The organism is Phenylobacterium sp. (assembly GCF_030645195.1).
Taxonomy (GTDB): Bacteria; Pseudomonadota; Alphaproteobacteria; order Caulobacterales; family Caulobacteraceae; genus Phenylobacterium.
In genome coordinates, this window is sequence record NZ_JAUSLW010000182.1 from 14,193 (window position 1) to 34,530 (window position 20,338).

Below are 20,338 nucleotides of genomic sequence, written 5' to 3' on the forward strand. Positions count from 1 at the left end.
TACATTGGACAGGCAAGTTGTTCCGAACGAAGACACTTCGCCCTTAGACGGTCGTCAGTATTGATCGAACATGTTCGGTTGGCGCGGTATGTTTATTTACCGCACTCGCGTTAAGTGGCGTTTCGAATCCGCACCTGGACCGCAGACATTGACCGTCGCCCCATACATTCCGCCCGGGACCGTTCCGCCGTCGACCTCGCAGGTCTGGGTCGAGCTCCTGCGCGCCGCGCAGAAGAACGCCGTGGCGACCATGGTCGTGCAGGTGGCGGCGGCCATCAGCATGCCCTTCGTGGGACGCGAGGACGCGCGGGATTGGTACCTGGCCTGGCTGGTCGTGACCCTCTCGGTGGCCGTTACGCGGGTGGCGGTCGACCAGGTGCTGAAGGGATTGCTTAGCCACGGACCGGGTCTCGACGCCGCGCGCCTGCGCCCGTGGGCCATCGCCCATTCCGTGGGGCTGCTGACCAGCGCGGGGCTCTGGGCCCTGCTGGCCTGGACCCAGCTGCCGGCGGAGACCGCCCAGACGCGGTTCGTCATCCTGATCGTGGTCTCGGCCCTGGCGGCCGGCGCCACCGGGGTGCTGGCGCCGCTGAAGCTGACGGGCCGCGCCTATGTGACCCTGATGCTGGTTCCGGCCTGCGGACGGCTGATGCTGGAGGGCCAGTCGGTCCTGGCCGCCCTTGGCCTGGTGTTCTGGGGGGTGATGATCGCCGGGCACCGGAACAACCACGGCCTGCTGGTGCGCTCCATCGCGCTCGGCCGCGAGAACCTCGGCCTGGTGGATCAGCTGCGGGGGCGCAACGACGAGATCGAGCGGATCAACCAGTCCCTTGAGCAGCGGGTCGCCGAGCGCACCGAGGCCCTGAAGGTGCTGGCGGTGGAGGCCCAGGCCGGCAGCCGGGCCAAGTCGGAGTTCCTGGCCACCATCAGCCACGAGATCCGCACCCCGCTGAACGGGGTGCTGGGCATGGCCCAGGTGATGGAGCGCGGCGAACTGGACGCGGCGCAGCGGGAGCGGCTGTCGATCGTCCAGGCCTCGGCCCGAACCCTGCTGGGGGTGGTCAATGACGTCCTCGACATCTCCAAGATCGAGGCTGGGAACATGGCGATCAGCCCGGCTCCGTTCCGGCTGGACCTGTTCGCCGACGGGGTCGCGCGCCTGTACGCCGTGCTCGCGCAGGAGAAGGGGCTGGCCTTCGACCTGACCCTGACGGACACCGCCCCCGGCCAGCGGCTGGGCGACGAGGTGCGCCTGCGCCAGATCGTGGCCAACCTGATCTCCAACGCCCTGAAGTTCACCGAGGCCGGAGGGATCGCGGTGGCCATCACCGGCGACGGCGACGGCGTCGTCGTCGAGGTCGGCGACACCGGTCCCGGCATCGCGCCGGCCGACCAGGCCCAGGTCTTCGACCGGTTCGTCCAGGCCGACGGCTCCAACACCCGCCGGGCCGGGGGCACGGGCCTGGGCCTGGCCATCTGCCGCGAACTGGCGGTGCTGATGGGCGGGGAGATCTCGCTCGTCTCCACCCCCGGCGAAGGGGCCTGCTTCACGGTCCGCCTGCCCATGCCGGTGACCGCCGAGGTCCTGGTGGCCCCGCCGGCGGCGGCGACACCCGCGGTCGATGGCGGACGCATCCTGGTGGTGGACGACAATCCCACCAACCGCCTCGTCCTGCAGACCATGCTGGAGGAAATGGGCCTGGCCTCCGCCACCGCCCACGACGGTGTGGAGGCCCTCTCGGCCTGGGAAGGCGGCGACTGGGACGCGATCCTGATGGACATCCGCATGCCCCGGATGGATGGCCTGGACGCCACCCGCGCCATCCGCGCCGGCGAGACCGGCCGCAACCGTCCCCGCACCCCGATCATCGCCGTGACCGCCAGCGTCCTGTCCCACGAGACCGAGGCCTACCGCGCCGCCGGCATGGACGACGTGGTCGCAAAACCCGTGGACGCCGGGACCCTGCTGGACGCCATCAGCCGCCAGAGGATCGCCTCCGCGGCGACCTGACCTCCGCGCCGCGCCCTCACCCACCCGGCGAACTTCCCCTCCCGCCCGGAATTCCTCGGAGTTGAAACTGGTGTACGGGCGCTCGCCCCCATCCCAGGGTAGAGTTGACAAGAATTCGGGACGCTCGACGCCCAGGCCTTAAGTGAATTTCCGGCGCGTCCCAGGACAGGTGACGGGAAAGACTCATGCCCACCAGCTATTTCTTCGAGACGATCTCGACGGCGCAGCAGGCGGCTTTCGCCGATGGCGACGGACTCATCTTTCCAGTCGGGGCGACCGCCAATCGGGTCTCGGTTTCCTTTGTGGCCGCGGTGGGCGCCAGCCCGGCGCGCATCGACATCAGCTACAATGGCCGCACCATCTCCCTCGACCCCGGCCACGTGACGACCGACTATCTGGGCGCGGTCTTTTCCGACAACAGCCGCCTGGTGATCGGCGGGGCCGCCGGAACCGATCTGTCGGCGGTCAACTCGCCCCTGGGCGACGGCCTCTATGGCGGGGCTGGCGACGACATCCTGGACGGCGGCGACGGCGCCAACCTCATCCAGGGCAATCAGGGGCACGACGACATCACCGCGGGCGACGGCGCCGACACCCTGCTCGGGGGCCAGGGGGATGACACCCTCACCGCCGGCGACGGCGCCAACTACGCGCACGGCGGCCTCGGGAACGACGACATCCTGGGGGGCGACGGCGCCGACACCCTGCTGGGGGGCCAGGGCGACGACACCCTCGACGGCTGGGACGGCAATGACCTGATCTTCGGCGACCTGGGGAACGATATGCTGATCTCCGGGTCGGGTTCGGCCACCCTGGCGGGGGGCGCGGGCGACGACTTCATCACCGGCTGCGGCTGCGGCGAGGCCTCGGTGGACGCGGGCTCGGGCGACGACCTGGTGGACCTGGGGGGCGGGAACGACGTCATCTTCGGCGGGACCGGCGACGACCTGATGAACGCCGGCGACGGGACGAACTTCGTCCAGGGCAACCAGGGGGACGACGGAATCTACGCCGGGACGGGGAACGACACCCTGCTGGGCGGCCAGGGGCAGGACGACATCGACGCCGGCGACGGCGACAACTACGTGCACGGCAACCTGGGCGACGACTATCTGCTGGTCGGTTCGGGGGACGACACCGTGCTGGGCGGCCAGGGCTCCGACACCATCGATGGCGACCCCGGCGGCCCCGACGGGAACGACCTGCTGTTCGGCGACCTGGGGAATGACTCCATTTGGTCGGGGTCGGGGGACGACACCATCTATGGCGGCGACGGCGCCGACGTCGTCGATGACGGCGGCGGAGCCAACCGGATCGATCTGGGCGCCGGCAGCGACTCGCTGCTGGCCGGCGACGGCGCCGACACCGCGGTGGGCGGCGAGGGCGCCGACGCCCTGGACGGCGACGACGGCGACAACAACCTGTCCGGCGGTCTGGGCGATGACACCCTCCTGGCGGGGACCGGGAACGACACCCTCGTGGGCGGAGACGGGGCCGATGTGATCGCCCTGGGCGACGGGACCCTCAACACCGCCAGCGGCGGCGCCGGAAACGACAGCCTGGCGAGCGGCCTCGGCGCCGACACCCTGCGGGGCGAGGACGGGGACGACACCCTCGACGGCGGCGCGGGCGCGAACCTCCTCGACGGCGGCCTCGGCGCCGACCGCATCACCGGTGACGGCAGCGGCGCGATCCTCGGCGGCGATGGCCATGACACCCTCATCGCCAGCGGCGGCTACAGCATCGCCGCCGGCGCCGGGAACGACTCGGTGACCCTGTCGGGATCGGGGGCCAACACCCTCACCGGCGACGACGGCGCCGACACCCTCACCAGCAGCAGCGCCACCGGCGGCGTCATCAGCGGCGGCGTGGGCGGCGACTCCCTGACCGGCGGAGCCGGGGATGACACGATCACCGGCGGCGCCGGCGCCGACACCCTGGCGGCCGGGTCCGGGGGCGCCGACCGCTTCGTCTTCGCCAACGGCGACTCCGGCGGGGCTGTGGGGCCGCTGGACCTGATCACCGGCTTCACCGCCACCGGCTCGGACGACACCCTGGCCCTGGGGGTCACAGGCTCGGTGTCGAACTTCTCCACCGCCGGCGTGGCCTCCTACGCCCAGGCGCTGGCCGAGGCCACGGCGCTGATCAACGGCGGCTCGCGGGACATCGTGGTGAGGACGGTGTCGGGATCGCCGGGGGGGCTGGAGGACGGGACCTACGCCTTCGTCGACGGGGGCGGCCAGAACACCATCAGCAATGCGATCCGCTTCAACGGCCTCACCGGCGCGCTCGACCCGACGGACTTCATCTAGACTAGCCGAGGCGCCGCCCCTGGATCATGATCCCAGGCGAACCCCGTCGACAGCATGGGGACCGAGGGGGACGCATGACACGCCAGAAGGTGCTGGTGCTCTACCTGGCCAACTCGGCCCTCGACTCCCCGGTGATCGCCTGGGCGGTCTATGACGGCACGGGGGCGACGCGGCCGATGGCCGGCGACAACGACACCCCGCCCTATCGCACCGGGGTCGAGGCCCTGCGCGACGGCTGGCGGCTGTTCCAGGCCGCCCAGATCCTGCCCCACCCGCGCGGCGAGGAATTCGACCTGGCCTATCTGAAGTACGAGTTCTTCTTCGAGCAGCTGGTGGAGATCCCGGCATGAGCGCGATCCTGCTGGACTCCCTGCAGATGGCGCGGTTCGCCGCCCGCGGCTTCCTGCGCTTCGACGCCGCCGTGCCCGAGGAGATCAACGATCAGTTCCTGGCCGAGGTGGGGGAGGCCGCCGAGCCCGAGCCGGGGCGCAAGGTGATGCGAGCCTTTGGCGAACTGCTGGCCCAGGCCCAGATCCCGGAGGTCGCCCCGGGGACCCCGCTGTCGGCCGCCTACCCCCAGGGCTCGGCCGTCCGCCGCCTGCTGGACCTGCCCCTGGTGAAGGGGGCGATCCAGAGTCTTGTCGGCCCCGATCCCGTCTTCGATCATCACTTCCTGCACGTGACCTTTCCGCCCGCCTATTACGAGGCCGGCGGCGGGGAGAACGTCTCCCAGCACACCCACCAGGACTCCACCGTCGACCCGTCCCAGGGCTTCGACCTGCAGGTGATGTACTATCCGCACAAGGTGACCCGGGAGATGGGCGGCACCCGCTTCATCCCCGGCACGCACCTGCGCAAGGTCAGCGAGGTGGCGCTCGGCCGCTACCAGAACATCCGCGGCCAGCAGCACATGGTCTGCGAGGCCGGGACCCTGCTGTTCCTGCACAACGGCCTCTGGCACGGCGGCGGGGTGAACCTGGCCGACCGCACCCGGACCATGTTCAAGATCCGCATGAACCCCAGCGTTCCCCAGGTGCGCCAGTGGGACATGGCGACCCTGCCCGCCGAGCCCGCCGCGCGGCCGATCTTCTATGCCAAGACCCCGCAGCCGGAGACCGTGGAGTCCATCCTGATGGCGCCGGAGCCCTGGTTCGAGCAGGACACCGGCCGTCTGGAATTCGTCAATCGCATCAAGCTGTGGCGGCATCTGACCGGCGACCCGGGCTTCGACGCCGACCATTGGCTGACCCGCCTGGAGAACCCCGCCCGGGCCTGAGCCGCGGCGAGGGAACGGCCGCCGGTCTGGGGCATTGCGGACGCGGCAATGATCGGCATTGCGCGTCCGCCCGTCTGTGCGCCCCGTATCCCTCCCATGAAACACATCCTCGCGCTCCCCCTGCTCGGACTCGTCGTCGCCTGCAGCACGCCCACCCAGCCCACCGGGATGCTCTCGACCTATGACGGGCTGGCGGTGAAGCCGGGCGCGGTGCGGGCCAGCGTCTCCGACCGCAAGGATGAGGCCGGCCTGAGCCTGGTCCGCCGGGTGACCATCGCCCCCACCGCCCTGGCCGACAGCGCGGCCGGCGGCTGGATGACGCCGATGGAGCGCACCGCCCTGCTGCGGGAGGTCGACGCACAGCTCTGCTTCGAGCTCTCCGAGCGCTACGAGATCACGGCCCCCGACGCGGCCTCCGACGCTCGGGTCCGCGCCATCCTCAGCCATGTGCGGCCGACAGGCCGCATCAGTTCTGCGGCCTCGGCGGCCGGCGCCTTCTTCATCCCCGGCCCGATCGGGGTGCGGGCGCCTGGCACGCTGGGCGGCCTGGGCATGGAAGCCGAGATGGTGGCGAGCGACGGCCGTCAGCTAGCTGCCATCACCTGGACCCGCGAAGCCATGGCCGTCGGCACGGACGACCCGTCGCTGAGCCGCATCGGCGACGCCCTGCAATTCGTCGAACCCTTCGCCGACGACGCCGCCAAGGCCATGACCGCGACAGGCGTGAAGTCCCGCCAGATCGCCAAGCCCGACCCCTGCGCCCAGTATGGCTCTCGCCTGCGGGTGGAGGGCATGGCCGCCAAGTTCGCCACGGGCCTCTATATGCCCCAGCTGAGCGGCGCACGGGCCGAGGCGACCCCGGCCCCCGCGACCGCCCCCTGACCGACACGCCTTTGCGCGTGAAACGGAACGGGAACATGCTATAGGCGAGGGGATGGCCGAAGACGCGGGCTCCGCCCCTTCCCTCCTGCCCCCGAGGTTCGCGGACTGGTTTGCGGCCCGCGGCTGGAGCGCGCGCGAACACCAGCTGGAGATGATCGCCAAGGCCCGCGCCGGCCGCGACGCCCTGTTGATCGCGCCGACCGGCGGCGGCAAGACCCTGGCCGGTTTCCTGCCCAGCCTGATCGAACTGGCGCAGCGCCCGCCGGCCAACACCCCGCGCGGCATCCACACCCTCTACATCTCCCCGCTGAAGGCCCTGGCGGTCGACGTCGAGCGCAACCTGATGGCGCCGATCCTCCAGATGGGCCTGCCCATCGTCGCCGAGAGCCGCACCGGCGACACTGGCCAGGCGCGGCGCCAGCGGCAGCGGGTCAAGCCGCCCGACATCCTGTTGACCACGCCCGAACAACTGGCCCTGTTCTGCGCCTGGGAAGGCGCTCGCCTCTACTTCGAAGACCTGGCCTGCGTGATCGTCGACGAGATCCACGCCATCCACGCCTCCAAGCGCGGCGACCTGCTGGCCCTCGACCTGGCCCGGCTGCAGACCTTCGCGCCCAAGATGCGCCGGGTGGGGCTGTCGGCCACGGTGGACGACCCCGACGTGATCCGCCGTTGGCTGGGGTGCGCGGCGCCGCAAGCCGAGAACCAGGTCGACCTGGTCCGTGGCCCCGGCGGGGCGGCGCCCATCGTCGACATGCTGCTGGCCGAGGGCCGGGTGCCTTGGGCGGGCCACACCGCCCAGCACGCCATGCCGGAGGTCTATGAGGCCATCAAGCAGGCCCGCACGGCGCTGGTCTTCGTCAACACGCGCTTCCAGGCGGAGTTCGCCTTCCAGGAACTCTGGAAGCTGAACGACGACAGCCTCCCCATCGCCCTGCACCACGGCAGCCTGGCCGCCGAGCAGAGGCGCAAGGTGGAGGCGGCCATGGCGCGGGGCGAACTGCGCGCCGTGGTCTGCACCTCGACCCTGGATCTCGGCATCGACTGGGGCGACGTGGACCTCGTCATCCAGCTCGCCTCCCCGAAGGGCGCGTCGCGCATGGTGCAGCGGATCGGGCGGGCCAACCACCGGCTGGACGAACCCTCCCGCGCCCTCTTCGTGCCGGCCAACCGCTTCGAGATGCTGGAATGCCAGGCGGCCCGCGAGGCCATCGCCGAGAACCGCTTCGACGGGGATGCGGCCCGCACCGGGGCGCTGGACGTGCTGGCCCAGCACGTCATGGGCTGCGCCTGTTCTGAGCCCTTCGATCTGCTGGCCTTCTACGACGAGATCGTCACCGCCGGACCCTATCGGGACCTCGCCTGGGAAGACTTCGAGCAGGTGGTCGATTTCGTCTCCACCGGCGGCTACGCCCTGAAGACCTACGACCGCTTCCGTCGGATCGTGAAAGGCCAGGACGGCCGCTGGCGGGTGCGCGACCAGGCCACCGCCCAGCGCCACCGGCTGAACGTCGGCGCCATCCTCTCGCCCGCCGTGCTGGCGGTGCGGATCGCCATGGGCAAGCGGCTGCAGGGCGGGCGCAAGATCGGCGAGGTGGAGGAGGGCTATGTGGAGATGCTGGAACCCGGCGACACCTTCATCTTCGCCGGCCAGGTCTGGTCCCTGGTGGCGGTGACGGGGCTCGATGTGCTGGTGCGCCCGGCCATGGGCAAGGACCCGAAGATGCCCTCGTGGGGCGGTTCGAAGTTCGCGCTGTCCACCTTCCTGGCCAAGCGGGTTCGCGAGCTGATGTTCGACGAGAGCCACTGGCAGGTGTTGCCCAGCGACGTCCGCGAATGGCTGGAGATCCAGAAGGACCGCTCGCTGATCGTGAAGGAGGAGGAGCTGCTGCTGGAGACCTTCCCGCGAGGGAAGCGCAACTTCATCGTCTGCTACCCCTTCGAGGGGCGCCTGGCCCACACGACGCTGGCCATGCTGCTGACCCGGCGGCTGGAGCGGATGGGCGCCGCGCCCCTGGGCTTCGTCTGCAACGACTATGCGGTGGCGGTCTGGGCCTTGAACCCCCTGGACGGACTCGATTTCGACGAACTGTTTGCGGAAGACATGCTGGGCGACGACCTGGAATCCTGGTTGTCGGAGAGCTTCATGATGAAGCGCGCCTTCAAGGGCTGTGCGATCATCTCAGGGCTCATCGAGCGGCGATTCCCTGGCGAGCAGCAGAAGTCCGGACGGCAAGTGACCTTCTCCACCGACCTCATCTACGATGTGCTGCGGCGCCACCAGCCCGACCACCTGTTGCTGCGCTGCGCCCGCGAGGACGCGGCCACCGGCCTGATCGACGTGGCGCGGCTGGGGCAGCTGCTGGCGCGCATCCAGGGCAAGATCCGCCATGCGGCGCTGGACCACCTGTCGCCCTTCTCGGTGCCCATCCTGCTGGAGATCGGCAAGGAGAGGACGCCAGGCGCGGCCGGCGAGATGATCCTGGCCGAGGCCGAGAGCGACCTGATCGCCGAGGCCATCGCATGAGCGCGCTCGCCCAACCCCGCCACGTCTATGCCTGGGCGCCCAGCCCCTGCGGGGGCCTGCGCACGACGCTGTCGGGCGCGGCGGTGACCTTCCGCGCCAGCGGGGCGCTGTGGATCGAGGCCGACCAGATGCTGGTGGTGGCCGACCTGCACCTGGAGAAGGGCAGCGCCTATGCCGCGCGCGGCCAGATGCTGCCGCCCTACGACACCCGCGACACCCTGAGGCGCCTGACTGCCGAGATCGTCGCGACCCGTCCGGCCGCCGTGGTGCTGCTGGGGGACACCTTCCATGACCGCGCCTCGGAGGAACGGCTGGCGGCCGACGACGCCGAGCAGCTTCGGACCCTGGCCGGCCTCACCCGCCTGATCTGGGTGATCGGAAACCACGACGCTGACGGGCCCCAGGCCCTGCCCGGCGAAGTGGCCGACGAACTGACCGTGGCGGGCCTGAAGCTTCGGCACGAGCCCCAGGCGGGCCCGCAGCCGGGCGAGGTGGCGGGACATCTGCATCCCTGCGCCAAGGTGACGGCCTCGCGGGGCACGGTGCGGCGGCGCTGCTTCGTGACCGACGGCGAGCGCCTCGTGGCGCCCGCCTTCGGGGCCTATGCTGGGGGGCTGAGCATTCGGGACCCGGCGTTCTCGGGGCTGTTCGCCCGTGACCCGCTTTGCGGCGCCCTGGGGACCGGCCGTGTGCACGCGGTGGGCTGGCGCTCGGTGGTCGGCGACTAGAGCGCCATCGCCTGTTCCAGGGCCATTGCCAGGGAGACAGCGGCCCCCAGGGTCAGGACCGTCATCAGCCGCGGATATCGCGTCGGCACATCGGGCGCCGAGTGATCAAACAGCCACTGGATGATGAAGGCGGCCATCAGGCCAGTGATGATCCAGGAGGTTGGAATGTCACCGCGCGCGACCAGCAGGGCGAAGCCCGCGATCGGCGAGATGATCGAGCCGGCCAGCCTGGACCAGCGCGGCTGTTCCCGGCTGCTCTCCAGACCCCAGCGGATGCCGCCCAGGAAGCCCAGCATGATCGCCGACCAGGCCAGCAGCACGCTGAGGGCGTGTTCCGACCAGCCGGGCGGGCCATAGGCGTAGAGGGTGGCCGACACAGGGAAGGCGGCCAGGCCGATCAGGGCCAGGACCCACATCGGCTTGGGGGCGGAGGCCTCGGCGTCCATCACAGGCGTCAGTTCCTCCGGAAGACAAGTGAGGCGGCCCAGCCCGCGCCGAGCGCCAGGGCCATCGACACCAAGCCGTACAACCATGGGCTATGATGGGCGAAGAGGTAAAGGGTCCGCTCGATCCCGGCCTTCTCCACCGTCAGGGTTCGGACCTTTCGCGAGACCGGCTGACCGTCCTGGAAGAGGATGATCTCGGCCTGGTAGGTCCCGATCGGCGCCTTGGTGGGCAGGTCGATCTCGGCCTTGAACAGGTCCTTGTCGACGAAGGTCACCCCCTTGTCGTCAGCGTCGTAGAGGCCGGCGTTCTCCTTCAGGCGGATGACGGCGCGCCGCCAGTCCAGATAGTCGCCCCCCAGCCGGCTGACCACGACGTCGCGGACGCCGTAGCGGGTCTCGGTGCGCTGCTCGAAGGGGGCGTTGATGGCCAGGTGATCGATGCCGGCGCCCAGGCGGCGCAGGGTCCCGAAGCTGGCGATATCCTGCAGCGGCCGGGTCGAGGCGGTCATGTAGAAGCCAGGCGCGCCACGGAACACCACCGGCCGGCTGTTGACCCAGAGCCCGGCCACCTTGGTCTTGCGGGCGATCCGGATCGGGTGCTCGGGGCCCCGGACGATGACCACCACGTCGCTGGGCTTGGTGGTCGGATCGAACACCGCGCCATAGAGCACGATGTGCGCGCCCCGGAAGCTGGAGGTCACGCGGACTTCCGTCGTGGTGAGCGCGGCGGAGACCGCGGCCGGCGAGGCGGTGAGCTGCGGGGCGGTGGGGCTGGGGATCTCGAGCGCCATCAGCCCATCCCCGTCATCAGCACGAAGGGCTCGTCGGGGGTGAAGAACAGACCAAGCCCCATGCGCAGGCCCACCAGCAGGACGATCAGGGCCAGCAGGGCGCGCAGCTCCTCGGCCCGGAAGCGCGAGGAGGCCTTGGCGCCGAGCTGCGCGCCCAGCACGCCCCCCACCAGCAGCAGGGTCGCCAGGACGATATCGACGGTCTGGTTGCGGCCAGCCTGCAGCACCCCGGTCAGGGAGGTGGTGATGATGATCTGGAAGAGGCTGGTGCCGACGACGACCCCGGCGGGCATACGCAGGATGTAGATCATCGCCGGGACCAGGATGAAGCCGCCGCCGACGCCCATGACCGCCGAGAGCACTCCGACGAAGACCCCCAGCAGGACGGGCGGGATGACGCTGATATAGAGCCGCGAGCGCGGGAAGCGCATCTTCAGCGGCAGGCCGTAAAGCCAGGGCGGGCGGCGCTCCTTGCGGGGCTTGGGCGGCTGGCCGCTGCGCCGCCGCAGGATCGACTGCAGGGACTCCACCAGCATCAGGCCGCCGATCACCCCCAGGAAGACCAGATAGGAAAGCGCCACCACCAGGTCGGCCTGACCCAGCAGCCGCAGCCAGCGGAACAGCTCCACGCCCACGATGGCGCCCACGACACCGCCGCCCGCCAGCACCCCGCCCATGCGGAAGTCCACGGCGCGCTTGCGGGTGTAGGAGATGACGCTGGAGGTCGAGGAGGCCGCCACGTGGTTGGCCATGCTGGCCACCGCCACCGCCGGCGGGATGCCCATCAGCACCAGGACAGGCGTCATCAGGAAACCGCCGCCGATACCGAACAGCCCGGAAATGAAGCCGACGAGCGCGCCCAGCGCCACCAGGAGCGGTGCGTTCACCGAGACTTCGGCGATGGGAAGATAGAGGTCCAAGGTCGCCTCTTATGGCGCCTGACGTGTCACCGCGTGAAGACGGAAAGCTTGGAGACCGTCGAAGGGTCGAGTTGGCCGGTGGCCTGCATGCCCTGATCACGCTGATAAGCGGCGACGGCCAGTTTGAGGGCGCCCGAGGCGCTGCCGTCGGTCGGGCCCTGGTAATAGCCCAGACGCGAGAGGGCCCGTTGGGCGGTGATCACGGTCGGGGAGGCCGGGGCGGCCGCCAGGGCGGTGGCCGGGGCGACGGAGGGATTGGGTGTGTTGGCGCGGAACGCCGCCGCCGTGCGCTCGGCCACGGTGCGGGCGTCGGTCGACAGGCCGGCGGCCACGCGCTGAGCGCTGGAGCGGGCCTCGCCGTCGCCGGTGCGGGCGGCGACCAGGTACCACTTGTAGGACTCCGCCGCGTTCTGGCTGACCCCCAGCCCCTGCTCATAGAGGGCGGCCAGGTTGTACTGGCTGTCCACCAGGCCAAGGTCGGCGGCGCGACGGAACCACTGCGCCGCGGTGGTGGAGTTCTTCGGACCGCCCGAACCGGAGATGTAGGAGATGCCCAGGTTGTGCATGGCCTTGGGATCACCGCCCTCGGCGGCGCGCTCGGTCCAGCGGCGGGCCTCGACGAGGTCCTTCTTCACCCCGCCCGAGCCGCTCTCATAGAGCTTGGCGAGATAGAACTGGGCCGGGGCGTGGCCCTGGTTGGCCACCGCCTTGAGTTGCTCGAGTCCGCCGGCCTGCTTGGTCTCCACCGCCGAAGCGGCGGTCGCGAAGCGCCGGGCCAAGTCCCCCGCGAGGGGCGTTTCGGGCGCGATAGGCTGGGGCGAGAGCGCGATGGCGACCCGGGGGCCGTCGCCGAAGGGGGTCGTGTCGGCCTCCGCCCCCATGATCTCCTCAGACTTGCCGGCGTTCATGGCGGCCAGCGCATCGGCCACCCGCTTGGGCGGCGCGCCACCGGGCTTGCCGTCCATCAGCATGAAGCTCGCGGTGGCCAGGCTGAGGCAGGCCGCGCCGCCCACCACCAGCAGGGCGGTCTGCAGCGAGGAGCCGGCCCGTCGCTTGGGCCGCGCGCCGAAGCCGGCGAACAGTGACGTCCCCGGTTCCTTGGCGGCCTTCTCCGTCTTGGCCTTCTTCTCCTTGGGTTCCTTGGCCTTGCGGCCTTTGGCGTCGTTCGGCGTCGAGGCGCGGGCGGCGGCGCGGGCCTGCTCGATCACTTCGCGAGTGGACAGCGGCCGGCCGGGCTCGGGCGGAGCCACGACGGTGTTGGAGCTCACCGGGGGCTCATAGGCCGCCTCGAGGGCAGCCTCTTCCTCGTGCTCGCCGATGGGGGCGAAGCCGTCGGCGGCCTCGAAGTCCTCGGCGTCGAACGCCGGGCGCTCAGGCTCGCCGGAGAAGGGTTGGCCCGGGAAGCCGTCCGGGGCGTCGGGACCGGTCTCCGGCGGGGCGAAGGCCTGGCGGGCCAGAGGATCAGCGGCGCCCTCGGCCGGGCCGAAACTCGGGAACGGGTCGGGGCCGAAGGGGGAGAGAAGCTCCGGGGCGACGGCCGGGGCGCGCACGATCGGCGCAGCCGCCACCTGTTCCGACAGCCGGCGGTGGGACTCGCCCAGGCGCGCATCGATCTTCTCGCGCGCCTCCTCCAGCATGCGCGCGGTGCGCTCCTCGCTCTGGCGGATACGCTCGACGAGGTCGTCGGAGGCGCGTTCGCTGCGCTGGTTCATGCGCTCGGTGACCCGGGCCACCTGCTCGCCGACATCGTCGATCGCCTGGGCCGAACGGCGCTCGGCGTTGGCGATGCGTTCGGAGAGCTTCTCGGTGATGCGGCCGATCTCGGCGCCCAGACGCTCCAGGGCCTCGGCATGGACACTGTCGGTACGGCCCAGCTTGCTCTCCATCGCCTGGGCGATGCGGGCCACTTCGCCGCCCACCTGTTCAATCGCGTCAGCGCTGCGGTGTTCGGTGGACTGGACACGGCGGTTGAGGTTGTCGGCCACGGTCAGCACCTCCCGGCCCATTTTCTCGATCGCCTGGGCGGAGCGCTGCTCGGCCAGCCGGACGTGATCGCTCATCTCGGCCAGCTTGCGCTCCATGCGGTCGAAGCGGCCTTCCGCGGAGACCTGGAGCTTCTGGGCGATCTCGCCGCGCGCGGCGTCGACCCGGCTGCTGAGATTGGCGGCGAGCTGTTCCAGGCGCCGGTCGAGAGCCGGCGAGGCGCCGCCCTCCACCGCGCGCAACCGGCCGTCCACGGTGGAGAAGGCGTCCTTCAGCCCCTCCATGGCCGCGGCCGTGCGCGACTCGGCATCGGCTAGGCGGTCGCCCACGCGGCTGACCACCTCCTCTATGAGGGCGGTGGGGTCCCCGCCGCCGCCATGGGCCTGGACCTCATCCACCCGCTCACGCAGGGCGCCCAGGGTCTCGCGGGTGCGGGCCTCGCCTTCGTAGAGGTGGTTGGCCACCTTGCCGAGCGCCTGCTCCAGGGCGCGCAGCGCCTCGGCCGAGCGCGGGCCGGCGGCTTCACTTTCCACGCGCCGGACGCGTTCCGCCAAGCGGGCCTGCTCGGTGCGAGCCTCGTCCACCGCGCCTTCGAAGCGGGCCGCCACGGCGACGTTCTCGCGCTCGGCGATCTCGATGCGGGACAGGGCGTCGCGGACCGAATGCTCCACGGCGCTGATGGCCAGGCCGGCGCGGCCTTCGGAATGCTCGATACGGTCGGTCAGGCGGTCGAGCGCCAGGGTGACCCGGCCAATCTCGTCGGCGGGATGCTCGGGCGCCTCGTAGCGTTGGGCGGCCTCCGGCGCGCGGGGCGGGGCCATGGGCCGTGGCGTCTCGGCGCGGGGCGCATCGTGACGTAACGGCGCTTCGTAGATCATCTCCCGAGGCGGCCGGTCGAGGAAGGCCTCGGGCCGGGTTTCCGGCGCGTCGTCGACCGCCCGCTCCGTGAAATAGGTTTCCGAGGTGACTTCCTCCGGACCCTCGTCCTCGAGGATCATGCGGTTCAGCCATTCACCCAGAGTCATGCCGGAGCGCCGAGCGAGGTCCTTGGCGACCTCCCGGGCTTTTGGGTCGATCCCTTTGACGCTCCATGGCGTCCCCGAGCTCATACCGAATCGTTCTCCGCAGGACTGACCTCAGACGCTATCCACCGATCCTTGGGGTGTAAACGCGGGGTTAACGCAAGATGTAGCGTCTGGGGCGATTGGCTGTGGATGATCCGGATCGTCCGTGAACCCAGGCGGGAACGGCTCTTGCGAATGGGAGACAGTCAAGAATCCGATCGGCTTTGCGGGCTGATCGCACGTGCGCTACGCCGTCGCACATGACGCTCTCCGTGACCCTCGGCTTGATCGCCGCCTTCCTGGCCGTCGCCGTCTTCGCCGGCTGGCGCGGCGCCCAACCGCCCAATCCGCTGAAAGGGGTGCGCATGGCGCCCTACCGGCTGATCATGGTGACAGCGGCGGCGGCGGTGCTGATCCTGCTGGTTCACCTGGTGAACCTGCTGGGCGTCAAGACGGGGCGCTGACCGTCTGCGACGGCGCTTCCGGGCTCTCGGCCTTCTTCGGCCGCTTGGCGAGACCCGCCACCCCGCCCGAGGACAACAGGCCCACATCGGCCAGCAGCAGGGGGATGGCCCATTTGCGCGGGGCGGCGATGTAGCGGGGCTGCCAGAGCGGGTCGTACTTGTCCTTGTAGGTGCGCACGCCCTGGAAGTTATAGATCTCCTCGGCGTGTTCGAAGAACAGGTTGCCGACCCGGGACATCACCGGCGCCAATGGGCGATCCTCCAGCCCCGCCAGGGGGGCCATGCCGAACTCCACGGCCTTGTAGCCCTGGGCCCGGCCCCATTCGATCAACTCGACGAACAGGTAGTCCATGATGCGCTTGGGCGCGGCGGGGGCGTAGCGCATCAGGTCCATGGAGAAGGAGGTCTTGGCCGCCGTGATCCAGAGGGTTGCGAAGGCCACCACGGCGCCCTCGAACCGAACCACGGCCACCGGGAATTCCGAGACATAGCCGGGATAGAACCCACCCATGGAAAACCCCTTCTCGCCGCCGGCGTGCTCGGCCAGCCACGCGTCGGATATCTTGGCCAGGGTGGGGACGAGGTCGCTGATCTGGTGCGGCGGGATGACCTCGAAGGTCGCGCCCTCCTCGCCGGCCTTGCGCCAGGCGCGGCGCAGATTGCCGCGCTTGGTGCCCTCGATGCGGAAGGTCTCGAGGGGCACGGCGGCCGCCTCCCCCACCTTCTGGATCGAGAAGCCCAGCTCCACCACGTCGGGCAGGTGGTCGGCGCCAATCCCATAGATGCCCGGCCGAGCGGCATGGGCGTCGGCCAGTTCCCGGAACCGCCACAGCAGCTCCAGTTGCTCGTCGCGGCGGCCGACCGGCGCCCCGAGCGCGATCCAGGAGCGCCCCCGCACCCCGAACATCAGAAAGCTCTCGCCGCTGGCCGAGAACAGGAACCGCTTGTCCCCCAGCAGGGCGACGTTGGAGCCGGGCTCGGCCACCTCCGCATTGGCCAGGATGTGGCGTACGCGCTGGAAGTCACGGTCGGCCTCTCCCACCACCGGCGGCGTGGCCGCGGTCGCCAGCATCCGCCACAGGCCGAAGGCGAAGAGGGCCAGGGCGGCCCCGGCCCAGGCGCGGATCGATCGGGCGGCGTCGGCGTCCACCATCATCCGCCAGAAGGGCTGGTCGGCGTAGTCGGCATGCTCAAAGGACCAGAGGCCCAGCAGTCCCGCCCCCACCAGGGCGGCGAAGGCCGAGGCCAGCCAGCCCGGCGTGATCTCCATACGCGACAGTCGCGCCGTCCGCGGGAAGGCCTTGCGGAACGGCAGCAGCGCGAAGGCCAAGGTCACCAGCAGCGCCGTGTCTTCCCAGACAAAGCCCTTCAGCAGCGAGAGCGAGGCGGCCAGCAGCAGGGCCCCTATGGTCGCGCCCCAGGCGGCGTCGAGCCGGGAGCGCAATCCGAAGGCTAGCATGACCAGGGTCAGCCCCAGGATGGACGAGAGGAAGTGGCTGACCTCGATCAGATAGACGGGTGTCATCTCGTAGAGGCGCAGGAAGCGGTCGGGGACCGAAGGCGTGGCGCCCGAGGCCACCAACATGACGCCGGCCGCCAGGGTCAGGACCGCGCCAAGGACGGGGGCGACCGCAAGGGCCGCCGGCTTCAGTTCTCGCCAAAATCTCATATGCGGTCCGTGCGTCGCCGAAGGCCCAGCCGCCTAGATAGCCGATTTTTTGAGCTTTGGGCCGCGTCAAACAAGCGTTTCGTTCCTTGCTCTTGAGGCGCCCGACGCTAATGTGGCGACGGCTTCAGCTTGAGACCTCGGGAGGATTCCATGGCCGACTTCGGCGGCGGCGACATCGACGCGTTCCGCAACGAGGTGCGCGCCTGGCTCGAGGCCAACTATCCGGCTGAGCTGCGCGACCCCAAGGCCAAGACCGATCCCGAAGCCGTCTGGGGCGGCCGCGCCTTTGCCGGCGGAACCGACCCCCAGGCCGTCTGGACCCAGCGCATGGGCGCCAAGGGCTGGACGACTCCCACCTGGCCTAAGGAATATGGCGGCGCGGGCCTCTCGCCCGCCGAGGCCCGGGTGCTGGACCAGGAACTGGCCGCCGGCCGCTATCGCCCCGGCGTGCTGGCCTTCGGTATCTGGATGCTGGGGCCCGTCCTGCTGGAATACGGCACCGAGGCGCAGAAGAAGACCTTCCTGCCCCCCATCGTCCGCGGCGAGATCCGCTGGTGCCAGGGCTATTCCGAACCGGGCGCCGGCTCCGACCTCGCCAGCCTCGCCACCCGCTGCGAGGACAAGGGCGACCACTGGCTGATTAATGGACAAAAGGTGTGGACCAGCTACGCCGACAAGGCCGATTGGTGTTTCTGTCTGGTACGTACCGATACTTCGAAGAAGCATGAGGGGATTTCCTTCGTGCTGATCGACATGCGGACGGAGGGCGTGGAGACGCGGCCGATCCAGCTGATCTCGGGGGAGAGCCCGTTCTGCGAGACCTTCTTCAACGACGTGAAGATCCCGAAGGACCAGCTGGTGGGCAAGGTCAACGGCGGGTGGGAGATCGCCAAGCGGTTGTTGCAGTATGAGCGGCAGAACATTTCGGGCGGTTTCGGCGGCGGCGGCGGGGCCGGCGGTTCGGCCGCGGACCTGCCGGTGGTGGCCAAGAGCTACAATGGGACCGATGACACCGGTAGACTGGCCGATACGGACCTGCGCCAGCGGATCACCCGCAACGAGATGGACTTCCGGTCGCTGCGGCTGACCATCGGGCGGACGGCCGCCGAGGCGCGGGCCAGCAATGGGCCGAGCGCGGCGACCTCGATCATCAAGTACGCGGCGGCCGAGTTCGCCAAGGAGCGGTCGGAGCTGATGGTGGAGTCCATGGGCCACCAGGGCCTGGGCTGGGAGGGCGACGCCTTCACCACCGGAGAGCTGACGGCGACCCACGGCTGGCTGCGCTCGAAGGGCAACTCCATCGAGGGCGGCACGACCGAGGTGAACATCAACGTGGTGGCCAAGCGGGTGCTGGGCCTTCCCGATCCGAAGTAAGCGCTTACATCAAGGGCGCCGCTCAATTTCAGGGCGGCGCTCTCTTCGACTTGAACGACTGATTTTTTCGAGAAGGCGATTTTCCCATGGCTGATTTCGGCGGCGAAGACACCACCGCGTTCCGGGCCCAGGCCAAGGCCTGGCTCGAGGCGAACTTCCCTGAGTCCCTGCGCAAGAACCCCGCCGCCCAGCTGGCCGCCCAGATGGGCGGGACCGAGAGCGAGGACGCCAAGGCCTGGCGCCAAGCCATGGGCGCCAAGGGCTGGGGCACCCCCACCTGGCCGGCCCAGTACGGCGGCGGCGGTCTGAGCCGCGCGGAAGCCCGAGTGCTGGCCGAGGAGATGGCCGCCATCGGCGCCCGCAACCCCATCGGCGGCATGGGGGTGATGATGTTCGGCCCTACCCTGGTGGAGTACGGCACCGAGGAGCTGAAGCAGCAACATCTGCCCGGCATCATCAAGGGCGAGGTCCGCTGGTGCCAGGGCTATTCCGAGCCGGGCAGCGGCTCGGACCTTGCGAGTCTTCAAACCCGCGCCGAGGACAAGGGCGACCACTGGCTGGTAAATGGTTCAAAAATTTGGACTTCTGGCGCAAATCTGGCCGATAGATGCTTCTGCCTGGTGCGTACCGATACCTCAAAGAAACATGAAGGCATCAGCTTCCTGCTGATCGACATGACGGCGCCGGGCGTCGAGGTCCGGCCGATCCGGCTGATCAACGGCACCTCGCCCTTCTGCGAGACCTTCTTCACCGACGTGAAGGTCCCCAAGGACCAGCTGTTTGGCCCGCTGAACGGCGGCTGGACGGTGGCCAAAAGGCTGCTGCAGTTCGAGCGCGACAACATCTCGGCGGGCCTGGGCGGCGGCAATCTGGGCGCGGCCCAGGCGACCATGACCGTCAGCGAGGCGGCCAAGCACTATATGGGCGTCGACGACACCGGCCGGCTGGCCGACACCGACCTGCGCCGCCGGATCACCGAACACCTGATGGAGACCCGCGCCTTCCAGCTGACGGTGCGGCGGGCGGCTGACGAGGCCAAGTCGAACCAGGGCCCCTCCTCGGCCACCTCGATCATGAAGTACGCCGGCGCCAAGATCGCCCAGGACCGCAACGAGCTGATGGTCGAGGCGATGGGCCACAGCGGCCTGGGCTGGGAAGGCGAGGGCTTCGAGGGTAACGAGTTGGCCACGGTGCGCGCCTGGCTGCGCTCGAAGGGCAACTCCATCGAGGGCGGCACGTCGGAGATCAATCTCAACGTGGTGTCCAAGCGCGTGCTGGCTTTACCGGACCCCAAGTAACGGGGACTCCGATCGGGCGTATTTTGTGTTATACTGATAGCTAAGAATTTGAATTCAGGGAGAATTTTAAATGGCTGATTTCGGAGGCGCTGATCTCGACGCTTTCCGCGCCGAAGCGCGCGAGTGGCTCGAGGCGAATTTCCCCAAGTCCCTGGGCAAGGATCCGGAGGCCCTGCAGGCCGCCGCGATGAGCCCCGAGGCCCCCACCGGCGACTACGCCACGTGGAAGGAGCGCATGGGCGCCAAGGGTTGGGGCGTTCCCACCTGGCCCAAGGCCTATGGCGGCGGCGGCCTGTCGGCCGGCGAGGCTCGCGTGCTAGCCTCGGAGATGGCCAAGATCGGCGCCGTGAACCCGATCGGCGGCATGGGCGTGGGCATGTTCGGCCCCACCCTGCTCGAGTACGGTACTGAAGAGCAGAAGCAGAAGTATATCCCCGACATCGTCACCGGCAAGGTGCGTTGGTGCCAAGGTTTCAGCGAGCCGGGCGCCGGCTCTGATCTGGCCGCGCTTCAGACGAAAGCTGAAGACAAGGGCGACCACTTCCTGGTCAACGGAAGCAAGATCTGGACGAGCGGCGGCCAATACGCCGACA

General features: G+C 69.8%; 16 protein-coding genes. 11 read left to right on the top strand and 5 right to left on the bottom strand.

Features of this window, described 5'->3' with window-relative positions:
- Positions 1 to 148 precede the first annotated feature (148 nt).
- The 7 genes from Q7T09_RS14960 to pdeM all read left to right on the top strand — a co-directional run bounded on the left by Q7T09_RS14960 (position 149) and on the right by pdeM (position 9,736).
- Positions 149 to 2,011, top strand: coding sequence for an ATP-binding protein (locus tag Q7T09_RS14960; protein ID WP_304700722.1), 1,863 nt, complete (start codon positions 149 to 151; stop codon positions 2,009 to 2,011).
- Between the two features lie 185 nt (positions 2,012 to 2,196).
- On the top strand, positions 2,197 to 4,323 hold the full coding sequence (locus Q7T09_RS14965) for a calcium-binding protein (protein ID WP_304700724.1): 2,127 nt from the start codon (positions 2,197 to 2,199) through the stop codon (positions 4,321 to 4,323).
- A 74-nt stretch (positions 4,324 to 4,397) separates the two neighbouring features.
- A complete protein-coding gene (locus Q7T09_RS14970) occupies positions 4,398 to 4,673 on the top strand; it encodes a hypothetical protein (RefSeq protein WP_304700726.1) in 276 nt (91 codons plus the stop codon).
- The gene (locus Q7T09_RS14975; protein WP_304700728.1) at positions 4,670 to 5,599 is read left to right on the top strand and encodes a phytanoyl-CoA dioxygenase family protein; all 930 of its coding nucleotides are present in this window, start codon (positions 4,670 to 4,672) and stop codon (positions 5,597 to 5,599) included. Before Q7T09_RS14970 ends, Q7T09_RS14975 begins: the two co-directional genes overlap by 4 nt.
- 96 nt (positions 5,600 to 5,695) lie before the next feature.
- Entirely contained in the window at positions 5,696 to 6,481 is a 786-nt protein-coding gene (locus Q7T09_RS14980; RefSeq protein WP_304700730.1) for a DUF3313 family protein, read from the top strand.
- Between the two features lie 52 nt (positions 6,482 to 6,533).
- On the top strand, positions 6,534 to 9,008 hold the full coding sequence (locus Q7T09_RS14985; protein WP_304700732.1) for a ligase-associated DNA damage response DEXH box helicase: 2,475 nt from the start codon (positions 6,534 to 6,536) through the stop codon (positions 9,006 to 9,008).
- On the top strand, positions 9,005 to 9,736 hold the full coding sequence (gene pdeM, locus Q7T09_RS14990; protein ID WP_304700734.1) for a ligase-associated DNA damage response endonuclease PdeM: 732 nt from the start codon (positions 9,005 to 9,007) through the stop codon (positions 9,734 to 9,736). Before Q7T09_RS14985 ends, pdeM begins: the two co-directional genes overlap by 4 nt.
- Here the strand turns inward: pdeM and Q7T09_RS14995 are convergent.
- The 4 genes from Q7T09_RS14995 to Q7T09_RS15010 are packed head-to-tail and all read right to left on the bottom strand — an operon-like array spanning position 9,733 to position 14,901.
- A complete protein-coding gene (locus Q7T09_RS14995; protein ID WP_304700736.1) occupies positions 9,733 to 10,182 on the bottom strand; it encodes a DUF3429 domain-containing protein in 450 nt (149 codons plus the stop codon). The genes pdeM and Q7T09_RS14995 overlap by 4 nt on opposite strands.
- A gap of 8 nt (positions 10,183 to 10,190) precedes the next feature.
- Positions 10,191 to 10,973 carry a TIGR02186 family protein gene (locus Q7T09_RS15000; RefSeq protein WP_304700738.1) on the bottom strand — a complete coding sequence of 261 codons (783 nt, stop codon included), beginning with the start codon at positions 10,971 to 10,973 and terminating at the stop codon, positions 10,191 to 10,193.
- A complete protein-coding gene (locus Q7T09_RS15005) occupies positions 10,973 to 11,893 on the bottom strand; it encodes a sulfite exporter TauE/SafE family protein (RefSeq protein WP_304700740.1) in 921 nt (306 codons plus the stop codon). Before Q7T09_RS15005 ends, Q7T09_RS15000 begins: the two co-directional genes overlap by 1 nt.
- A 26-nt stretch (positions 11,894 to 11,919) precedes the next feature.
- Positions 11,920 to 14,901 (bottom strand): peptidoglycan-binding protein, encoded by a 2,982-nt coding sequence (locus tag Q7T09_RS15010; protein WP_304700742.1) that lies wholly within the window; start codon positions 14,899 to 14,901, stop codon positions 11,920 to 11,922.
- Between the two features lie 311 nt (positions 14,902 to 15,212).
- Between Q7T09_RS15010 and Q7T09_RS15015 the strand changes: the two genes are divergently transcribed.
- Positions 15,213 to 15,404 carry a hypothetical protein gene (locus tag Q7T09_RS15015; RefSeq protein ID WP_370689262.1) on the top strand — a complete coding sequence of 64 codons (192 nt, stop codon included), beginning with the start codon at positions 15,213 to 15,215 and terminating at the stop codon, positions 15,402 to 15,404.
- Here the strand turns inward: Q7T09_RS15015 and Q7T09_RS15020 are convergent.
- Positions 15,388 to 17,073 (bottom strand): bifunctional lysylphosphatidylglycerol flippase/synthetase MprF, encoded by a 1,686-nt coding sequence (locus Q7T09_RS15020; protein WP_304700746.1) that lies wholly within the window; start codon positions 17,071 to 17,073, stop codon positions 15,388 to 15,390. The genes Q7T09_RS15015 and Q7T09_RS15020 overlap by 17 nt on opposite strands.
- A gap of 150 nt (positions 17,074 to 17,223) precedes the next feature.
- Between Q7T09_RS15020 and Q7T09_RS15025 the strand changes: the two genes are divergently transcribed.
- The 3 genes from Q7T09_RS15025 to Q7T09_RS15035 all read left to right on the top strand — a co-directional run.
- Positions 17,224 to 18,447, top strand: coding sequence for an acyl-CoA dehydrogenase family protein (locus Q7T09_RS15025; protein WP_304700748.1), 1,224 nt, complete (start codon positions 17,224 to 17,226; stop codon positions 18,445 to 18,447).
- Between the two features lie 86 nt (positions 18,448 to 18,533).
- The gene (locus Q7T09_RS15030; protein WP_304700750.1) at positions 18,534 to 19,745 is read left to right on the top strand and encodes an acyl-CoA dehydrogenase family protein; all 1,212 of its coding nucleotides are present in this window, start codon (positions 18,534 to 18,536) and stop codon (positions 19,743 to 19,745) included.
- A gap of 70 nt (positions 19,746 to 19,815) precedes the next feature.
- On the top strand, positions 19,816 to 20,338 hold a 523-nt coding region (locus Q7T09_RS15035; protein ID WP_304700751.1), incomplete at its 3' end, for an acyl-CoA dehydrogenase family protein.

What these genes read in the sequence shown, in the direction of transcription:
- Q7T09_RS14965 (WP_304700724.1), top strand. Translation starts at nt 2,197, where the DNA reads ATGCCCACCAGCTATTTCTTCGAGACGATCTCGACGGCGCAGCAGGCG.
- Q7T09_RS14970 (WP_304700726.1), top strand. Translation starts at nt 4,398, where the DNA reads ATGACACGCCAGAAGGTGCTGGTGCTCTACCTGGCCAACTCGGCCCTC.
- Q7T09_RS14975 (WP_304700728.1), top strand. Translation starts at nt 4,670, where the DNA reads ATGAGCGCGATCCTGCTGGACTCCCTGCAGATGGCGCGGTTCGCCGCC.
- Q7T09_RS14980 (WP_304700730.1), top strand. Translation starts at nt 5,696, where the DNA reads ATGAAACACATCCTCGCGCTCCCCCTGCTCGGACTCGTCGTCGCCTGC.
- Q7T09_RS14985 (WP_304700732.1), top strand. Translation starts at nt 6,534, where the DNA reads ATGGCCGAAGACGCGGGCTCCGCCCCTTCCCTCCTGCCCCCGAGGTTC.
- pdeM (WP_304700734.1), top strand. Translation starts at nt 9,005, where the DNA reads ATGAGCGCGCTCGCCCAACCCCGCCACGTCTATGCCTGGGCGCCCAGC.
- Q7T09_RS14995 (WP_304700736.1), bottom strand. Translation starts at nt 10,182, where the DNA reads ATGGACGCCGAGGCCTCCGCCCCCAAGCCGATGTGGGTCCTGGCCCTG.
- Q7T09_RS15000 (WP_304700738.1), bottom strand. Translation starts at nt 10,973, where the DNA reads ATGGCGCTCGAGATCCCCAGCCCCACCGCCCCGCAGCTCACCGCCTCG.
- Q7T09_RS15010 (WP_304700742.1), bottom strand. Translation starts at nt 14,901, where the DNA reads ATGACTCTGGGTGAATGGCTGAACCGCATGATCCTCGAGGACGAGGGT.
- Q7T09_RS15020 (WP_304700746.1), bottom strand. Translation starts at nt 17,073, where the DNA reads ATGAGATTTTGGCGAGAACTGAAGCCGGCGGCCCTTGCGGTCGCCCCC.
- Q7T09_RS15025 (WP_304700748.1), top strand. Translation starts at nt 17,224, where the DNA reads ATGGCCGACTTCGGCGGCGGCGACATCGACGCGTTCCGCAACGAGGTG.
- Q7T09_RS15030 (WP_304700750.1), top strand. Translation starts at nt 18,534, where the DNA reads ATGGCTGATTTCGGCGGCGAAGACACCACCGCGTTCCGGGCCCAGGCC.